This window comes from Streptomyces sp. NPDC048297, from assembly GCF_043201585.1.
Taxonomy (GTDB): domain Bacteria; phylum Actinomycetota; class Actinomycetes; order Streptomycetales; family Streptomycetaceae; genus Streptomyces.
In genome coordinates this window covers 33,797-52,198 of the sequence record NZ_JBICZA010000003.1, presented here as the reverse complement: position 1 = coordinate 52,198, position 18,402 = coordinate 33,797, and the positions used below count along the sequence as shown (strand labels likewise).

The 18,402-nt window shown below is 72.9% G+C and carries 10 protein-coding genes; 9 read left to right on the top strand and 1 reads right to left on the bottom strand.

The genetic code is table 11. The annotated features are described in order from the left end of the window. Positions 1–109 precede the first annotated feature (109 nt). The 5 genes from ACGFYV_RS04100 (at position 110) to fxsT (ending at position 11,680) form a co-directional block, all read left to right on the top strand. Positions 110–1,657, top strand: coding sequence for a 3' terminal RNA ribose 2'-O-methyltransferase Hen1 (locus tag ACGFYV_RS04100; protein ID WP_393876779.1), 1,548 nt, complete (start codon positions 110–112; stop codon positions 1,655–1,657). After that, on the top strand, positions 1,654–4,194 hold the full coding sequence (locus ACGFYV_RS04095) for a polynucleotide kinase-phosphatase (protein ID WP_393876778.1): 2,541 nt from the start codon (positions 1,654–1,656) through the stop codon (positions 4,192–4,194). Before ACGFYV_RS04100 ends, ACGFYV_RS04095 begins: the two co-directional genes overlap by 4 nt. A gap of 260 nt (positions 4,195–4,454) precedes the next feature. After that, the gene (locus ACGFYV_RS04090; RefSeq protein WP_393876777.1) at positions 4,455–5,978 is read left to right on the top strand and encodes a hypothetical protein; all 1,524 of its coding nucleotides are present in this window, start codon (positions 4,455–4,457) and stop codon (positions 5,976–5,978) included. Between the two features lie 11 nt (positions 5,979–5,989). Further along, positions 5,990–7,069, top strand: coding sequence for an AAA family ATPase (locus ACGFYV_RS04085; protein ID WP_393876776.1), 1,080 nt, complete (start codon positions 5,990–5,992; stop codon positions 7,067–7,069). Positions 7,070–7,141: 72 nt separating this feature from the next. Continuing rightward, positions 7,142–11,680: an FxSxx-COOH system tetratricopeptide repeat protein gene (fxsT, locus tag ACGFYV_RS04080; RefSeq protein ID WP_393876775.1), complete on the top strand. Its 4,539-nt coding sequence runs from the start codon at positions 7,142–7,144 to the stop codon at positions 11,678–11,680. A gap of 66 nt (positions 11,681–11,746) precedes the next feature. Here fxsT and ACGFYV_RS04075 read toward each other — a convergent pair whose 3' ends face one another. Next, positions 11,747–13,096 (bottom strand): cation:proton antiporter, encoded by a 1,350-nt coding sequence (locus ACGFYV_RS04075; RefSeq protein ID WP_393876774.1) that lies wholly within the window; start codon positions 13,094–13,096, stop codon positions 11,747–11,749. A gap of 161 nt (positions 13,097–13,257) precedes the next feature. On the opposite strand from ACGFYV_RS04075, the gene ACGFYV_RS04070 reads away from it, so the two are divergent. The 4 genes from ACGFYV_RS04070 to ACGFYV_RS04055 all read left to right on the top strand — a co-directional run bounded on the left by ACGFYV_RS04070 (position 13,258) and on the right by ACGFYV_RS04055 (position 17,975). Next, positions 13,258–14,433, top strand: coding sequence for an alpha/beta fold hydrolase (locus ACGFYV_RS04070; RefSeq protein WP_393876773.1), 1,176 nt, complete (start codon positions 13,258–13,260; stop codon positions 14,431–14,433). Next, positions 14,430–15,626 carry a caspase family protein gene (locus tag ACGFYV_RS04065; RefSeq protein WP_393876772.1) on the top strand — a complete coding sequence of 399 codons (1,197 nt, stop codon included), beginning with the start codon at positions 14,430–14,432 and terminating at the stop codon, positions 15,624–15,626. The genes ACGFYV_RS04070 and ACGFYV_RS04065 overlap by 4 nt, the downstream gene beginning before the upstream one ends. Positions 15,627–15,728: 102 nt before the next feature. Continuing rightward, positions 15,729–15,965, top strand: coding sequence for a hypothetical protein (locus ACGFYV_RS04060; RefSeq protein WP_393876771.1), 237 nt, complete (start codon positions 15,729–15,731; stop codon positions 15,963–15,965). A gap of 93 nt (positions 15,966–16,058) precedes the next feature. Then, the gene (locus tag ACGFYV_RS04055; RefSeq protein WP_393876770.1) at positions 16,059–17,975 is read left to right on the top strand and encodes an HEXXH motif domain-containing protein; all 1,917 of its coding nucleotides are present in this window, start codon (positions 16,059–16,061) and stop codon (positions 17,973–17,975) included. Positions 17,976–18,402: the final 427 nt, after the last annotated feature.

Here is an 18,402-nt window from a genome sequence, read left to right as displayed (position 1 = left end):
ACCGCGGGGCCGCCGAGGGCAGGGGCACTTCCGGCCGCTCGCGCACGGCGCTGGGGAGCCGCGGGAAAACAGGTGGTCACGAAGGCGGGAGGACGGAAGACTCGGACATGTGTTCCTGACGATCTCCACGCGCGGCACCGCCGCCGGACCTGCCACCGACCTCGGGTTCCTGCTGCACAAGCACCCCGACAACGCCCAGACCTTCTCGACCTCATCCGGGACGGCCCACGTCTTCTACCCACAGGCGGATGCGGAGCGCTGCACGGCGGCGCTGCTGGTGGAGGTCGACGCGGTGGCGCTGGTGCGGCGGGGCAAGGGGAAGGGCCGCGGCGGAGCGCCGGACGCCGCGCTCGCGCAGTACGTCAACGACCGGCCGTACGCGGCCTCCTCGCTGCTCGCGGTCGGGCTGAGCGCCGTCTTCTCCAGCGCCATGCGGGGCGTGTGCAAGGTCCGCCCGGAGCGCGCCGCCGCCCCGCTGCCGGTGCGCATCGAGGTGCCCGCACTGCCGGCCCGCGGCGGCCCGGAACTCGTACGACGGCTGTTCGAGCCGCTGGGCTGGACGGCAACCGTCGAGCCCGTGCCCCTGGACACCGCCTTCCCGGAATGGGGCGACTCACGCTACGTCCGCCTCGTCCTGGAGTCCGAGACGCTCACCCTCGCCGAGGCGCTGCGCCATCTGTACGTCCTGCTGCCCGTGCTGGACGACGCCAAGCACTACTGGGTCGCCTCCGACGAGGTCGACAAGCTGCTGCGGGCCGGCGAGGGCTGGCTGCCCGGCCACCCGGAGCAGAAGCTGATCACCAGCCGTTATCTCTCCCGCCGCTGGTCGCTGACCCGGCAGGCGATGGAACGGCTGGAACTGGTGCGCCTGGCCGAGGCCGACGACAGCGAGGTCGAGGACATCGACAACGCGGTCGAGGAGGACACGGAGACCGAGGAGAAGCCGACCCCGCTCGCCGTACAGCGCCGGGACGCGATCCTCGACGCCCTGCGCGCGTCCGGTGCCGCCCGGGTGCTGGACCTCGGCTGCGGGCAGGGGCAGTTGGTGCAGGCCCTGCTCAAGGACGTGCGGTTCACCGAGATCGTCGGTGTCGACGTGTCCGTGCGGGCCCTCACCATCGCCGCGCGCCGGCTCCGGCTGGACCGCATGGGGGAGCGGCAGGCGTCCCGGGTCCGGCTCGTCCAGGGCTCGCTCGCCTACACCGACCGCCGCCTCAAGGGCTACGACGCCGCCGTGCTCAGCGAGGTCGTCGAGCACCTCGACCTGCCCCGGCTGCCCGCCCTGGAGTACGCGGTGTTCGGCGCCGCCCGCCCCCGCACGGTCCTCGTGACCACCCCGAACGTCGAGTACAACGTCCGCTGGGAGACCCTGCCCGCCGGACACGTCCGGCACGGCGACCACCGCTTCGAGTGGACCCGCGAGGAGTTCCGCACCTGGGCGGCGACGGTCGCCGCACGGCACGGCTACGACGTCGAGTTCAGGTCCGTCGGCCCTGACGACCCCGAGGTGGGCCCGCCGACCCAGATGGCCGTGTTCACCCTGGGAACAGAGACGACAGAGACGACCGAGACGACAGACAAGACCGAGACGACAGACAAGACCGAGACGGCGACGGACACATCCGGGAAGGCCGAGAAGGAGGCGAAGGCAGCATGACCGAAGCACGCGCGGGGCGGGTCCTCCCCGTCACCGACCTCTCCCTCGTCGTCCTCGTCGGCGCCTCCGGCTCCGGCAAGTCCACCTTCGCCCGTCGGCACTTCAAGCCCACCGAGGTGATCTCCTCCGACTTCTGCCGCGGCCTCGTGTCCGACGACGAGAACGACCAGAGCGCGACCCGGGACGCCTTCGACGTCCTGCACTACATCGCCGGCAAGCGGCTGGCCGCCGGCCGTCGCACCGTCGTGGACGCCACCAGCGTGCAGCAGGACAGCCGGCGCCAGCTGATCGAGCTGGCCAAGAAGTACGACGTGCTGCCCATCGCCATCGTCCTGGACACCCCGGAGGAGGTGTGCGCCGAGCGCAACGCGGCCCGCACCGACCGCGCCGACATGCCCCGCCGGGTCATCCAGCGGCACATCCGCGAACTGCGCCGCTTCCTGCGCCACCTGGAGCGCGAGGGCTTCCGCAAGGTGCACGTGCTGCGCGGGGTCGAGGAGGCCGAGAACGCCACCGTCGTCACCGAGAAGCGCTTCAACGACCTCACCCACCTCACCGGCCCCTTCGACATCATCGGCGACATCCACGGCTGCGCGTCCGAACTGGAGTCGCTGCTCGGTCGGCTGGGCTACGCGGACGGTGTGCACCCCGAGGGCCGTACCGCCGTGTTCGTCGGCGACCTGGTCGACCGGGGCCCCGACAGCCCCGGCGTGCTGCGCCGCGTGATGTCCATGGTCGGCTCCGGCAACGCGCTGTGCGTGCCGGGCAACCACGAGAACAAGTACGGCCGCTACCTCAAGGGCCGCAACGTCCAGCACACCCACGGGCTCGCCGAGACCGTCGCGCAGATGGAGGGCGAGAGCGAGGAGTTCAAGGAGGAGGTGCGCCGGTTCCTGGACGGGCTGGTCAGCCATTACGTCCTCGACGGCGGCAAGCTGGTCGTCTGCCACGCGGGCCTGCCCGAGAAGTACCACGGCCGTACCTCCGGCCGGGTGCGCTCGCACGCCCTGTACGGCGACACCACCGGCGAGACCGACGAGTTCGGGCTGCCCGTGCGCTACCCGTGGGCGGAGGAGTACCGGGGCCGGGCCGCGGTCGTCTACGGCCACACCCCCGTCCCGGAGGCCACCTGGCTCAACAACACCATCTGCTTGGACACCGGGGCCGTCTTCGGCGGCAAGCTGACCGCGCTGCGCTGGCCGGAGCGCGAACTGGTCGACGTACCGGCCGAGAAGGTCTGGTACGAGCCGACCAAGCCGCTGCGCGGCGAGGCGCCCGGCGGGCACGACGGGCGCCCGCTGGACCTGGCGGACGTGCACGGGCGCAGGGCCGTGGAGACCCGGCACGCGGGCCGGGTCGCGGTCCGCGAGGAGAACGCGGCCGCCGCCCTGGAGGTCATGAGCCGCTTCGCCGTCGACCCGCGCCTGCTGCCGTACCTGCCGCCGACCATGGCCCCGACGGCGACCTCGCAGGTGGACGGCTACCTGGAGCACCCGGTGGAGGCTTTCGCGCAGTACGCGGCGGACGGGGTCGCGCGGGTCGTGTGCGAGGAGAAGCACATGGGCTCGCGGGCCGTGGCCCTGGTGTGCCGGGACGCGGAGGCGGCGCGTGAGCGGTTCGGTGTGGACGGCCCCACGGGCGCGCTGTACACCCGTACCGGCCGGCCGTTCTTCGACGACGAGAAGGTGACCGAGGAGATCCTGGGCCGCCTGCGCTCGGCCGTCACGGATGCCGGACTGTGGGCCGAACTCGACACGGACTGGCTCCTGCTGGACGCCGAACTGATGCCGTGGTCGCTGAAGGCCACGGGTCTGCTGCGCAGCCAGTACGCGGCCGTGGGCGCCGCGTCCGGCGCGGTGTTCCCGGGGGCGCTCGCCGCTCTGGAGGCGGCGTCCGGGCGCGGCGCGGACGTGGACGGGCTGCTCGCCCGGCAGCGTGAACGCGCCGCCGACGCCGCCGCGTTCACCGACGCCTACCGCCGCTACTGCTGGACCACCGACGGCCTGGACGGCGTACGCCTGGCCCCCTTCCAGATCCTGGCCGCTCGCGGACGCAGCCTCGCCGCGCTGCCGCACGACGAGCAACTGGCCCTGATCGACAGGCTGGTGGAGCATGACGGCACCGGACTGCTGGGTACCACCCGGCGGCTGTACGTCGACACCGGTGACCCCGACTCGGTGCGGGCCGGCGTCGACTGGTGGCTGGAGATGACCGGTCGCGGCGGCGAGGGCATGGTCGTCAAGCCGCTCGGCGCGCTGGTGCGCACGGAGCAGGACCGGCTCGCGCAGCCGGGCATCAAGTGCCGGGGGCGGGAGTACCTGCGGATCATCTACGGCCCCGAGTACACCCGCCCGGACAACCTCGACCGGCTGCGGCGGCGCTTCCTGAACCACAAGCGGTCCCTGGCGATCCGCGAGTACGCCCTCGGCCTTGAGGCCCTGGACCGCCTCGCGGACGGCGAACCGCTGTGGCGCGTGCACGAGGCGGTGTTCGGGGTCCTGGCCCTGGAGTCGGAGCCGGTGGACCCGCGGCTGTGACCGGGACGGCTCCAGGTGCGGCACGCCGGCTCGATCGATGTCCGGCACGCTGGTCGATCGATGTCCGGTACGCCGGCTCAACCGACGTACGGCACGCCGGTTCGATCGATTCCGGCCAGGCGCGTCCCGTATGAGACGCCCTGGCCGGGCCCGGCGCCCCGGGTCCCACAGGTCCCTGGTTAACCGCTGGTTGCCGTGCTAACTTCGCTGGTCAGTCAGGCAGGCGTACCGACTCAGGGGGAAAGTCGGTGGAGACAGGTGTGGGATCCGGTGACCTCGAGGACGGTGCCGGGCAGGGCAGGGGCTGGGAACTGCTGTTACAGCTGACCGACGCGCTCAGCCCGTTGGGTTGCATGGAGGACGCGCCGGGGCGTGCCCAGTTCGCCGCGATGCTGGCGGACCAGTTGCAGCGGCCGGTGGATCTGCGGGGCGTCAAGCTGCGCGAGGACGTCGCGGCGCTGGTGCGCGCCGCGTTGAACGTGGCGGGCGGCGAGCACGTGCTCGTCGGTGTGGTCCGCATCCTCGAAGGAAGCCCCGCCGGCGACGAACTCGACCGTCTGATCGAGCCGGTCGCCCTGTCCGAGGCCGCTCCCGGCATCCTGCCGGGCCCGCTGTCCCCTGCCGAGGAAGCCGAAGCGCGCGCCGTCCTCGTCCGGGGCGAGCTGCCGGCCCGCCGGCTGCGGGACGACCTCGTCGAGGAACTCAACGGCCTCGACCTGCCGACCGGACTGTCCCCCGAACAACTCCTGTTACACGTCCTCGAATGGAACACCCAGCCCGACGGACTGCCGCCCGCCGTCCTCCTCCTCGACCGGGCGTCCCGGCTCGCCCGCACCCCCACCCATGGCACCGCCCTGGCCGAATGGGTCGACCAGTGGGCCCAACGTGCCAATCTCTCACGCGAGTTGAAGGAGCGCCGCAGTGCGCGACCCGACACCCCCTTCGACCCCGACCTCCCGCGCTGCCTGATCGTCGCCGTGGAACCGGCCCGGGACGGCAGCGGCGAGATCGTCGTACGCCCCTGGCTCAACACCACGCAGGGCCGCTGGGATCCGCAGCCGGGCGATCCGGCCACGACCACGCTGGACGGCCTGGGCGGGGCCGTCGAGAGCGCGCTGCGGCAGGGCGCCCGGCTCTGGTCGGTCCCGCGCGGGCCGGACGCGGGCGAGCGCCTCCAGCCGCCGCCGTACGTCGAGTTCGTCCTGCCGTACGACCTCCTCAACCACGATGTGGCGGGACTGACCTACCAGATCGGCGACGGGCGCCCCATGCCGCTGGGGCTGAAGTACGGGGTGCATCTGCGCAGTCTCGAACGGATGCGCACCGATGACGCCGTCGTCCTCCAGCAGTGGCGGGAGCGCTGGCTGGCACTGCGACGGCACGGCGTCACCGTGCACGGCTGGACCGAGCCGGACGGCGGTCGTCTCGACGCGTGGCAGGCCGCCCTCTCCGGGGAGGCCATGAGGACGGCCGTGGTGCTGGACGCACCGGACGACGTCGCCGCGCTGGAAGCGCTCAAGGCCGCGATCGCCGAGGGGATAGGCCTCGCGGTCTGGGACCGCAGGGGCGTGTTCGACGACGAGCGCAGGGAGGTGGTGACCGCCGTGTTCGCGTCCGTCCAGACACCCGCGCAGATCCCGGTCGCGATCCACAGACTGCGGCAGAACGCGGTACTCCACGCCAAAGGGCCGGGCCGGTTCCTCGGCCGACATATCGGATTTCTCTGGGATGATCCCACTCGGGTCGTCGATCTTCACCCCGCCGACCCGGACCTCGCCAGCTAGGAGGCATCGGCATGAGCGCGCAGGAGCAGACGGTCGTGAACGGATGGCGGGTGTTCCACGCCACCGGTCGTGAACCGGACTCCCCGCCACAGCTGCCCGAGGCGCCACCCTGGCGGCGCTTCAACGGCGCCCGGACCCAGCCCGCCCCGCCCGACGATCCGGCCGCCGCTCTGCGCCGGCTCGGCAGCCACAGCGTCACCCCGCAGCTCGGCCCGGACGACATCGACACCGTCAACGCGGCCATCCTGCTGCGCCGCCCCCTGCTGATCACCGGCCCGCCGGGCGTCGGCAAGTCCACCCTGGCCTACGTCATCGCCCGCGAACTCGGCCTCGGGCGGGTCCTGGAGTGGAGCGTCGTCAGCCGGACGGCGCTGCGGGACGGCCTGTACGTCCATGACGCCATGGGGCGCGCCCAGGCCATCGCCGCCTGGCAGGCCGGACTGCGCGACGGGGCTCCGCAGGCGTCCGCAGAAGCCACGACCGACTCCGCGACTCCCTCAAGCGAGGGTCAACTTCCCCCGGTTCTCGGAGACTTCATCACTCTGGGTCCCCTGGGCACCGCTCTGCTGCCCTACGATCGTCCCCGGGTGCTTCTTGTCGACGAGCTCGACAAGAGCGACATCGACCTGCCGAACGACCTGTTGCACGTCCTGGAGAACGGAAGTTATGAGATCCCGGAACTGGTGCGCGACGCCGCCGACGCCGCGAGCGTTCACACCAGTGACCCCGGGGGCCGGGCCGAGTTGGCCGGCGGGCGCGTCGAGTGCCGGGAGTTCCCGGTCGTGGTGATCACCAGCAACGGGGAACGCGAGTTCCCGGCCGCGTTCCGCCGGCGGTGCCTGCCCCTGGAGATGCGCACCCCCACCCGGGAACAACTTCTGGCCATGGTCAAGGGGCACTTCGACGCCCTTCCGGGGGGTGCCGAAGAGATGGTCGACCTGTTCGTACAGCGGGTCCAGGCGGGTGGCACCCACTCGCTGGACCAGTTGCTCAACGCTGTCCAGATGACTACTGCGGGTGGTTTTCAGGTGGACGGCGACGGGCGTAAGCTCGTAGAAATGCTCCTCCGCGACCTCGCGAAGGGCCGCTGAATGACTCCCAGGGAGCACGCGTCCGGGCTCGGCGACGGAGGTCCCGTTTCGGGGTCGTCGCCCGCTTCGGCGATGCCGGAAGCAGGCGCGCAGGCGCCTGAGCACGGTGCGGTGCTCCCCGACGCCCTGGAGGTCGACACCCGGGCGTCGGACCTGACCTACCCGGTGACCGGGGCCCAAGGGGTGGAAGCCGAGGAGCGGTTCGCGCCGTACTGGCAGGAGATCGCCGACGCGGTGTGGCTCGCCGCGCACTGGAGCCGCGACGGTGGTCCGGCCGTGGCCGGGCAGGAGCGGACGGCGGAGTCCGGGGAGACGACGGACTCCGGGGAGCCGGCGGATCCAGGGGAGGGGCGGCCCCGCCCGCTCCCGGACCGCGGGAGCGCGGACCCGGACGCCCACGCGGACCCGTCCGCCGTACCGGACCCGGACCCCGTGTCGTCGCCCGCCGTCCATGCCGACGCCCGGCCGATTCCGACGCCGGCGCCTGTCCCGCCCCGTGACCCCGCCGTCCCGGCCACGTCGACGAGCCACGGTGAACGCGCCGTCGCGGCACAGCTGTTACCCCACCCCCAGGGCCCCTACAGCCTGCACGTCGGACGGCCGCTGCTGCCCGCCGAGGAACCCAGACAGCCGGGACCCGGCAGGGCCACGGCCCTGCTCGCCCGCGCCCTGCACCGGCTGGCCCGGCGCATCCCCTCCCGCGACACCCTGGAACTGGACGAGGAGACCACCGCCGAACAGGGAGTCGTGGACGGCATGTGGATGCCTTTCCTGCGTCCCGCCCGTACCTCCGCCTTCGACCTGGTCCTCCTTACCGACGCGGCCCCCACGATGCTGATCTGGGAGGACACCGTCGCCCGGCTCGCCGAGGCGGCCGAACACAGCGGCGCCTTCCGGGCCGTACGCGCGATGCGGGTCGAGATGCCGCGCACGGGCACCGGCACCGGCCCTGCCACGCTGCGCTGGCCCACCGGACGGACCGCCGCCGACCCCGGCGAACTGCTCGACGGGCGTGGCGGCCGGGTGTTCCTCGTCGTCACCGACGGCCTCGCCCACGGCTGGGCCGCCCCCGCCGCCGACGACCTGCTCGGCCGCCTCGCCCAGGCCGGCCCCACCGCGCTGGTCCACCTGCTGCCGCCGCATCTGCGCCACCGCTCCACGCTGTACCCGTACCCGGCGGTCCTGGAGGCCGGCGGATTCGGCGCCCCGAACCAGGGCCTCGGTCACTGGGCGCCGCCCGGCGGCCCCGACCCGCTGCGTCCGCTGCCCGAGGCGGGCGACGACTCCGTGCCGGTGCCCGTGCTCTCCCTCAAGCCGGGCTCCCTCGCCGCCTGGGCCGACCTGGTCACCGGCGAGCGCGGGGTGCGCCGCTCCCTGCCGGTCGTCCTGGCGGGCACCCTCACCAAGGGCGCCCCCGCGCCCGGCCTGCGCGCCCCGCGCTTCCCGCGTGCCGCTCCCGCCGCCGTACGCCGCTTCTTCACGCTCGCCACCCCGGCCGCGCGCCGACTGGCCACCCAACTGGCCACCATCCCCTTCGAGTTCGACCTCGTGGAGCAGTTGCGGCGACGCACCATGCCGGAGACCGGGCCGGGGCATCTCGCCGAGATCCTGATGGGCGGCCTGATCGACTGGAACAGCGGCGGCGAGGGGCGCCCCGAGTTCGCCGACGGGGTCCGTGAGGCTCTGCTCGCCACCACCACGCGCAGCCAACTCGCCCGCACCGTCAGCGTGGTGGGCGACCTGCCCGCCGCCGGCCCGCGCGGTGTCGCGCTGCGCGCCGCCCTGCGCGACCCGATCGGGACCACCCTGCCCGACCCCGCCGAACTCGGCTGGGCGCGCAGCGAGCTGGCCGTGATGCGCGCCCTGTCCGGGCCGTACTCCGAACGTGCCAAACGCATCGAACCGAACCTCGCCACGCGGACGAGCGATGCCGCCGAGCGAGTGAACGACACGGGCGGCGACGGAGCATCCGGCGGCGAAGAAGGCAGTGTTCCAGCGTCGAGCGTCCCCGACGAGCCTGGAGAAACCGTGCCGCCCCTGGTAACCGACGCCACCCAACCCGAAGCCCCGGAGGCTGAACAGCTCATGACGAGCACCACGACCGCAGCAACGCCGGCCCTCCTGGTCAACGTGCCCCTCAGGAACACGTCGTTCGTCGGCCGCCAGAGCCTGCTCAGGGCCGTGGAGGAGCAACTCGCGAGTCAGGACACCGCGGCCGTCCTGCCGAACGCGCTGCACGGGCTCGGCGGCGTCGGCAAGTCCCAGCTGGCACTGGAGTACGTCTACACCCATCAGCACGACTACCGGGTGATCTGCTGGATCCCGGCCGAGCGCGAGAGCCTCGTCCTGGCCGCGCTCGCCAGCCTGGCGGGTCAGCTGGGAGTCGCGCCGGCCGGCCAGGACAGCGCGGGCGCCCCCGCCGCGAACACCGCCGTGCCCGCGGTCCTGGAGGCGCTGCGCACCGGGGCGCCGTACGACAATTGGCTGCTGGTCTTCGACAACGCCGAGGACGTCGACGCGGTCCGGCAGTTCTTCCCGACCAACGGGCCCGGCAAGGTCATCGTGACCTCCCGGAACCGTGCGTGGGAGCGGGTGGCGACCTCTCTGCCGGTGAACGTCTTCGAGCGCGAGGAGTCCGTCGAGCTGCTCCAGAAGCGCTCGCCCGACCTGAACCCCGAGGACGCTGGCCGGCTCGCCGAGGCGCTGGGCGACCTGCCGCTCGCCGTCGAGCAGGCGGGCGCCTGGCGGGCCGTCACGGGCATGCAGGTCGACGAGTACCTCGACCTGCTCGCCGCGCGCAGCCCGGAGATCCTCGAACTCGACCCGTCTCCCGACTACCCGGTCTCCGTCGCCGCGGCCTGGGACATCTCGCTGGGGCGGATCCTCGAGAACAACCCGGGCGCCCGGCAACTCCTCGACATCTGCGCCAGCATGGCCCCCGAGCCCATCCCGCGGTCCATGCTGCGCGGCAGCCGCGGCGTGAACATCACCCCCGAGGTCGACCCGCTGCTGCGCGAGTCGATCAAACTCAACCGTGCCATCCGCGACCTCAACCAGTTCTCCCTGGTCAAGGTGGACCCCCGCTCCGACACCCTGCAGATGCACCGCCTGCTGCAGACCGTGCTCCTCGCCAAGCTGGGACCCGAGGAACGCGAGCGGATGCGGGACGCCGCCCACCAGCTGCTGTCGGCCGCGAAGCCGGGCCCGTCGGGCTCCTCCCTGGAATGGCGCGCGTACCAGGCGCTGCTGCCGCACGTCCTGACGTCGCAGGCGGTGACCAGCACCGACACCTATGTGCGCGACATGGTGTTCGACACCGTGTGGTTCCTCTACTACTGGGGCGACCACGAAGGCTCCGCGAACCTCGCACGGCAGGCCTGGAACGCCTGGCTCGCGGCCAGCGGCGAGGAGGACCTCCACGTCATCCGCATGGCGAAGGCCTTCGCGTTCCTCCTGCGTCAGATCGGCCAGGTCCCCGAGTCCATCCCGCTCACCGAGAAGGCGCTGGAGACCTCGCGCCGGATCGAGGTCGAGCCGGAGGAAATGATCGAGTCCCTGTGCGAGATGGCCGACGCGCACGGCTACCAGGGCCGCTTCCAGGAGGCACTGGACCTGACCGAGGAGGCCAGGAACCTGGCGCGGTCCCTGTTCGGCCCCGACGACCCCATCACGCTGCGCGCCACCCATGCCTACGGCGTGGACCTGCGGCTGTGCGGGCAGTTCCGGGATGCCCTGCCGCTGGACCAGGAGAACGCCCGCCAGCGTGACCTGCTGTTCGGCCCGGCCAGCTTCTTCACCCTCAACACCCTCAACGCCCTCTCCATCGACATGCGCGAGTCCGGCGACTACCCCGGCGCCCGCGACTTCCAGGAGGACACGTACCGCAGGGCACGCGGCACGCTGGGCGAGGAGCACCCGCTCACCCTGCGCATCGCCCGCAACCTCGCCGTGTGCCGACGGCGTGACGGCGCGCTCAAAGAGGCCGCCAGGCTCTCGGACGAGACGCTGCGGCGGTTCGTCAACCGCTACGGTCCCGACCACTTCGACTCGCTGACGACCGCGACGAACCTGTCCGTCGACCACCGTCTCGCCGGGGACCTCGACGCCTCCCGGCAACTGGCCGAGACCACCGTGCCGCGCTTCGCGCAGCGGCTCGGGGAGAACCACGCGTACACCCTGCTGACCAAGGCGAATCTGGCCGCCACCATGCGGGCGCTGGGCAACCTCGACCGTGCGCAGGAGCTTGAGGATGACGCGGTCCGCCGGCTGGCCGAAACGGTCGGCCCGCAGCATGTCACCGCGCTCACGGTCGCGATCGGCCAGGCCAACACGGCTTCCGCGCGACTGGACTTCGACCGGGCGCGCGAGATCGGCGAGGCCAACCTCGCGCTGCTCACCGAGGTCGCCGGGGAGAAGCACCCGCTGACCCTGGCGTGCATCGCGAACCTCGCCCTCGACCTGCGCGGTCTGGGCCGAGGCGAGGAGGCGGACGAACTCCAGCGCACGGCGGTGGAGGGCTTCGCCGGGGTGGTCCGTGCCGACCACCCCTGGTTCAACGCGGCCCGTACGCGCCGCCGTATCGAGTGCGACATGGCGCCCATGCCGCTGTAGGGCGCCCGGAGCCGGGCCCGCGTCGTGCGCGGACCCGGCCCGCCGGAGGCAGGTCCCGTATGGTGATCAGCCCACGTCGGCCGCGGGGGCGGTCGGTGCGCCGTCCTGCGGGTGCCGGAGGGCCGGTTCGACGGGCGGCGCCGGAAGGCCGTTGTCGTTCCGGTTGCCCAGGTTATCCAGGTTGTCCCGGTCGGCCCAACGGCGGACCAGGATGAGCAGCGGTTGGGTGAAGAGCGTCGTGGCCAGCGCCATGAAGACCAGGACCGTGTAGAGGGGTTTGCTGAGCAGGTGGGCCTGGTAGCCCGCGTTGAGGGCGATCAGTTCGGTGAGGCCGCGCGTGCTCATCAGGACGCCCACGGTCCACGCGTCGCCGCGGTCCAGTCCGCTCAGCGAAGCCGCCGCCGCGCTGCTGCCGATCTTCGTCGTGACGGCCAGCACGGTCACCGCCGCCAGGACGGCCCAGCCGGTGCCGTCCAGGCTGTTGAGGGCGACGGCCTTGCCGGACAGGACGAAGAAGAACGGCACGAACAGATAGCTGACGGTGTGCAGTGCCCGCAGCAGGTCCGGATCGAGGGTGCCGTCCTCCTCGCGGGGCACCACCGCACCCGCGAGCAGCGCGCCGAAGATCACATGCAGCCCGAGCGCATGAGTCACCGCCGCCGACGCCACGGCGAAGCTGGCCAGCAGCGCGAGGCGCAGCGAGGGCTCCATTCGGGTGCGCCACAGCAGCCTGCGCAGCACCGGCCGGGCCGCCACGAGCATCACCGCGACGAAGCCGGCCGCGAGCAGCGCCCGCCACCCCCAGCTCAGGGACTGCCCCTGGCTGTCACCACCCAGCAGCGCCCCGGCCAGCACCGTCCACCCGATGACGTCGAGGAGGCCCGCCGCGGAGACGGCCACCACCCCGGGCACCGTGTGGGACATGTTGTTCTCCCGCACTATGGCCGTCAGCACCGGAACCGCCGTGATCGACAGGGCGACGCCGGCGAACACGACCTGGGCGGGCGTCAGATGCGGCATGCCCAGATCACGCAGCTGGTCCCGGAACAGCAGGGCACAGCCGCTCCCCGCCGCCATCGGTACCACGAACGACGCCACCGCCACGGTCACCGCCGAACGCGCGCGGTCGCCCAGGACCTTCAGATCCAGCTCGTAGCCCACCGCGAACAGGAACAGCACCAGGGCGAGCTGAGCGAAGCCGGTCAGCGCGGTGTCGATCTCCTTCGGGAACAGGTACGTGTGCCCGCCCGGCCACGCGCTGCCGAGGAGCGAGGGCCCGAGCGCGATGCCCGCGATCAACTGGCCCACGATGTAAGGCTGCTTCAGCCGTTGCGCCAGCCAGCCCGACGCATGGGCGACCACGAGGATCAGGGCGGTGGCCAGCAGGATGTGCATGACCGTCTCATCAGGACTCACGCGGTCCCCCTGTGTGTCCAGGCGCGCAGACCGTCCGGGCGTCCGGTGGCGGGTGGCGCAGCTCTCGCAAGTTTGCTCGATCCCAACCTACCCATGATACTGATAAGTTGACGTCACGACGGTAGTCGTACACGACGCTTCACAGGTGTCACGGGGGGCACATGACAGCGGTCGTCTTCATTCATGGGACGGGTGTTCGCGAACCTGGCTTCTCTGCGCTGGCGGGGCGCGTCGCGGCCGGGTTGACCGCGCTGCGCGAGGGACTTCGCATCGTGCCCTACTACTGGGGAGACACGCACGGCGCCACGCTCGCGGCAGGCGGTGCGAGCCTGCCGCCGGAGGCGGGCACCACGCGTGGACTCAACGAGGCACCCGCCGTGGTGGACACTGCCGACGATCCGACCGCGACCTGGGCCGCCCTCTACGCCGATCCGTACGCCGAACTCGCCCTCGCGGCAGCCGGCGCGGAACCGAAGGGCGAACGTCCCCCCGGCTCCCCGCTGCCGCACCAGCGGTTACAGACGCGCCTGGCCGCGCTCGCCGCCCAGGGCGACACGCCCGCCGTCGAGCTGGGGCCCGGGCTCGCCCGCGCCGCGACCGACCTGGCCGCCCACCCGCTGCTCGCGCCCGCGGCCGAGGCCCTCACCCCGGACGACCTGGCCGTGCTCGCCGCCCGCGGTCTGGCCGCCCGGATCATCGCCGACGCCCTCGACGCCGACACCCCGCTCGTCCCGGTCGGCGACACGCGTGACACCGTCGTCGACCGGATCGCCGAGGCCCTGGGCGCACCACCGCGGGGCAGCGAGCGCGGGATGCGCTCCCTGGTGCTGCGGGTCGCGGGGTCGGCCGCCTCGCGTGCGGCCGTACGCCGCCGGCGCGCCCTCACCCAGGCCGCCCACCCCGCCGCCGGGGACGTCCTGCGCTACCTCAGCCGTGGCGCGGGTGTCCGGGCCGACCTGCGCACTCTTGTCGCGGGCCTGGAGCCGCCCGTCGTGCTCGTCGGACACAGTCTGGGCGGCATCATCGCCCTGGACACCCTGATCTCCGAGCCCCTGCCGCAGGTCCGGCTCCTGGTGACGGCCGGCTCCCAGGGCCCGTTCCTGTACGAGTCGGGCTCCCTGCCCTGCCTCGAACACCCTGCGCCCCTGCCGCCCCACGTCCCCGACTGGCTGAATCTGTACGACCCCCGGGACCTGCTCGGCTACCTCGGCGCGGCCCTGTTCCCGGGGCGCGTCACCGACACGGCCGTCGACAGCCGCCAGCCCTTCCCGGCCGCGCACAGCGCCTACTGGACCAACCCCGAGGTGTACCGGCACATCGTGGACCGCCTGCCGTGACCGACCCCGTGACCGACCTCGCGTCCGGCCCCGTGCCCGCCCGCGTCGACCCGCACCGCGTCCACGCCCTGATCGTCGGCGTCGAGCACTACGACGCCGGACCCGCCTGGGATCTGCCGGGACCGGCCCGGGACGCCGTCCGCTTCCACCGGCTGCTGCGCGACGCAGGGGTGCCGGACAGTCAACTCCGGCTTCATCTGGCACCGTTGCCACCCTACGATCCCGGACTGCCCCACGGGCCGGCCGACCAGGCCACCCTGCGTCGCGTTCTGGTCCGCGAACTCCCGCTCGCGCAGGGCGACATCCTGTGGGTGTGGTGGGGCGGACACGGGGTCCTCGACCGGTCCGGACGCCTGCGGCTGTTCTGCGCGGACGCCACCACCGCCGACAAACTGGGCATCGACCTCGACTCCGCGCTCGAACGGTACGCCGGGGACGCCGTGCCGGGCCTCGCCCGCCAGATGTGGGTCGTGGACGCCTGCGAGACCTTCGAGGAGGACCTCGCCCTGCGGGAACAACTCCCGCCCGACGCCCTGCCCGTGGGCCGGCGCAACCTCGCCCATCAGCAGACCCTGCTGCGCGCGGCGGGCCGCGGCCGGGCCGCCGCCAACGACCCGGTGCGGGGCACGGGGCTGTTCTCCGACATCCTGCTCGGCCTCCTGGCCGACCGGGACGCCGTCCTGCCCGCGCCGCCGGATCCGGAGGAGCTGTTTCCCGCCGTCCGGACACGCATCGGGGCCCTCAGGGAAGCAGGCCGTACTCTGCAGTACCCCGAGATCCGGCTGCAGAGCCCCGAACGCACGGAGACACTGCTCCAGCCGGCACCGCCCCCGTCCGCCCCGTCCGCACCCTCCACGCCGCCCGCGCCGTCTTCGGCGGGCCGTCCGGTCTCCCCGCTGCTGCGGGCCGTGGACGCCCTGATGGCCTATCCGCTGATGGCCGACCCCGTCGAACGGCAGGCGGTGGTCGCCGCGTTGGACCCGCGCGACACGCAGACACTCGCCCGTCACACCAAGGCCCGCACGGACGCCACCTATCTGCTCAACCACCTCGCCAAGCGGGGCACGCAGGCGCTGTGGGAGCTGTACGACGCGGTGGTGTCCGTCGACGACGATTCCGAACGCAAATCCGTACTGGAGGCGGCATTGCGGGAGTTCGAGGAGCGGAACGGGCGCCGGAGCCTCCCGGGATGATCAGGTGGCGTGATCGTACGGTTTTCGACGGGGGTAGGAATGGCCATGATGGAAAGGGACACAAGGAACTGTGTGCCACCGTTTCGTGAAAGGGGGAGCACCTTGGAACAGCCGACTGCTCGGCTGCATGTCGAAGCCGCCGTCCGTGAGCCGGCCGTCGTCTCGGGAAGCGACTGCTGGGAGGCGGATCTGGCCGACCTCACGGGGCTGCCCCTGACCGCGGTGGACAGCCTCGCTCCGCTGCGTCCTTCGACCCGTTTGCTGGCCGAAGTCCTGCGCGCCCGCAGCAGCATGAGGGGCGGGAACGAAGGAAACGGCGGCAGCGCGCGGGCCGAATAGCGCTCCCGCCCGATCGGCCGAGCCCTCATGAGGTCTCCGCCTGCCCGCCGGGGTCCACCTGCGCCCCTTCCGAGCGACCGGAGGTCCCCGTCCATGACCAGTGAGCCGCGCACCGCCGCTCCCTTCCGTATGCCCGAGGGGCTCTTCGCGGAACTGGCCGTCGGCGGTGGCTCGGCGCAGGCCCTCGCCTTCCTCGAACGCAGCGAGCGCGCACGCCGGATGCTGCTGCTGCGCACGCTGCTGGACCACCTCGACGCACTGCCCACCCCGCTGACACCGGCCGCCGACGCGTGGCGCGTCCTCAAGGACGCCGCCGAGCGGGCGCCCGGCCCGGTCGAGCGGCTGCTGCTCGCCCCGGCGACCGGCGGCTGGCTCGCCCACGTGCTGCGCCGGGTGCACGGCACCGCGTCGGGCCCGCCGCTGTGGGTGGAGGCCGGTCACCTGTGCGCGCTGGCGGTGACGGCGTCCCTGCGCGCGGGCACGGCGGCCGAATTGCGGGTCCCGCTCACCGACGGCGCCCTGTCCCTCCCGGGCCTCGGCCAGGCCCGCCTTCCGGAGGCGCCCGCAGGCTGGACGGCCGGCGTGGCCGCCACCAGCCGGGGCACCCTCACCCTCACCGGCCCCGGACGACACTCAGTGCCGACCACCCTCACCTGCCGCCCGGCCACGGAGCCGCTCCGCAGCCACAGGGCCGCCCGAGTGCCGGTGCCCGGGTACGACAACAGGGCGGAGGTATCCGGGACTCACGGCGGGGCAGAGGCGGAGGTATCCGGGACTCACGGCAGGGGGGAGGGCGCCGAGGGGCCCGCCACCTGGTACCCGCTGCGCACCCTCACCCACATCGGCCGGGCCGGAGTCACCGCGATACCCCTCGACGACCTCGACCCCTACCGCGACCTCGACGACCCGGTCCCGCCCGCCCGGCTCGACGCCGACGAGGCAGAGGAGTGGCAGCGGTTGTTCGACGACGCCGTCGGCATTCTGGCGACCCCCGCCGGAACCGGGCCGGGCCGCGTGGACCCCGCCGCGATCCGGGCCGTCGTCCCCTTCGGCCGTACGGGCGTCCTGCCGCCCGCACCGCCCGCGGTTCCCCTGTCCGGTTCGAGCGGCGACTCCTACGGCGCCATGGTGATCGCCCGCCCCGCCTGCGCGCCGGCCCTCGCCGAGACCCTCGTCCACGAGTTCCAGCACAGCAAACTCGCCGCGCTCCTCCACCTCTTCCCGCTGCTCGACGACGACCGCGAGGAGCGCCATTACGCGCCCTGGCGCGCCGACCCGCGCCATCTCACCGGACTCCTGCACGGCGCCTACGCGTTCACCGGCGTGGCCGGCTTCTGGCGGGACCGGCTGGCCGGTCCGTATCACTCCGAGAAGGCGGGTGCCGAGGGGACAGGTGGCGAGGAGACGGGTATCGAGGGGACGGGTGGCGAGGAAACGGGTGCCGAGCAGGCCGGCCATGAGCAAGCCGGCCGCGACGAGGTCGGCCGCGAGGAGGCCGGTTACCACTTCGCGCTGCGCCGTCTCCAGAGCCGTCTTGTGGTCCGCGCCCTGCTGACGAGCGGCCGGCTGACCGCTCCGGGCAGGGCCTTCGTGTCGGGGCTCGCCCGCACGCTGGACGGCTGGCTGCGCGAGCCGGTGCCCGAGACGGCCCTCGCCCGCGCCCGTACGGCCGCCGCCCTGCACCGCACGGAGTGGCGGCTGCGCAACGTCGACCCGGCCGGCGGGTCCTTGGGGGGCGCTCATCGGTTCCGCCCCGACCGGACCCTGTGGCCTGACGTCCGCACCCAGGCCTTCGCCACCCGCCCCGCCGTGCCTCGTACGGCCGACGAGTACCTCGCCGCGGGGCGCCCGGCCGCCGCGCTGGCCCGTTACGAGGACGCCCTCGCCGACGACCCGGCCGAGCCGCACACACTGGCCGGATGGATCGTCGCCCGCGCGACCCTCGCCCCGGGCCGGACGGCCCGCCGCATACTGGCCCGGCCGGAACTGCTGCGACCCTCCGGGGGTTGACCGTCGGGGAGCATGCCACCGGGTGTTGACCGCGGCGGGTTATGTCACCGGGTGTTGGCTGTCGGGGGTTTATGCCAGCGGGTTTATGCCAGCGGGTGTTGGCCACCGTGTGTTGGTCATCGGGGGGCATGCCACCGGGTGTTGGCCACCGGGCGTTGACCGCGGCGGGTCATGCCACCGTACGTTGGCCACCGTGCGTTGGCCGTCGGAGGTTCATGCCACCGGCCGTTGACCCCGGCGGCTCACCCCACCGGCCGTTGACCGCGGCGGGTTATGTCACCGGGTGTTGGCTGTCGGGGGTTTATGCCAGCGGGCGTTGGCCAGCGGGTGTTGGCCAGCGGGTGTTGGCCAGCGGGTGTTGGCCAGCGGGTGTTGGCCAGCGGGTGTTGGCCAGCGGGTGTTGGCCAGCGGGTGTTGGCCAGCGGGT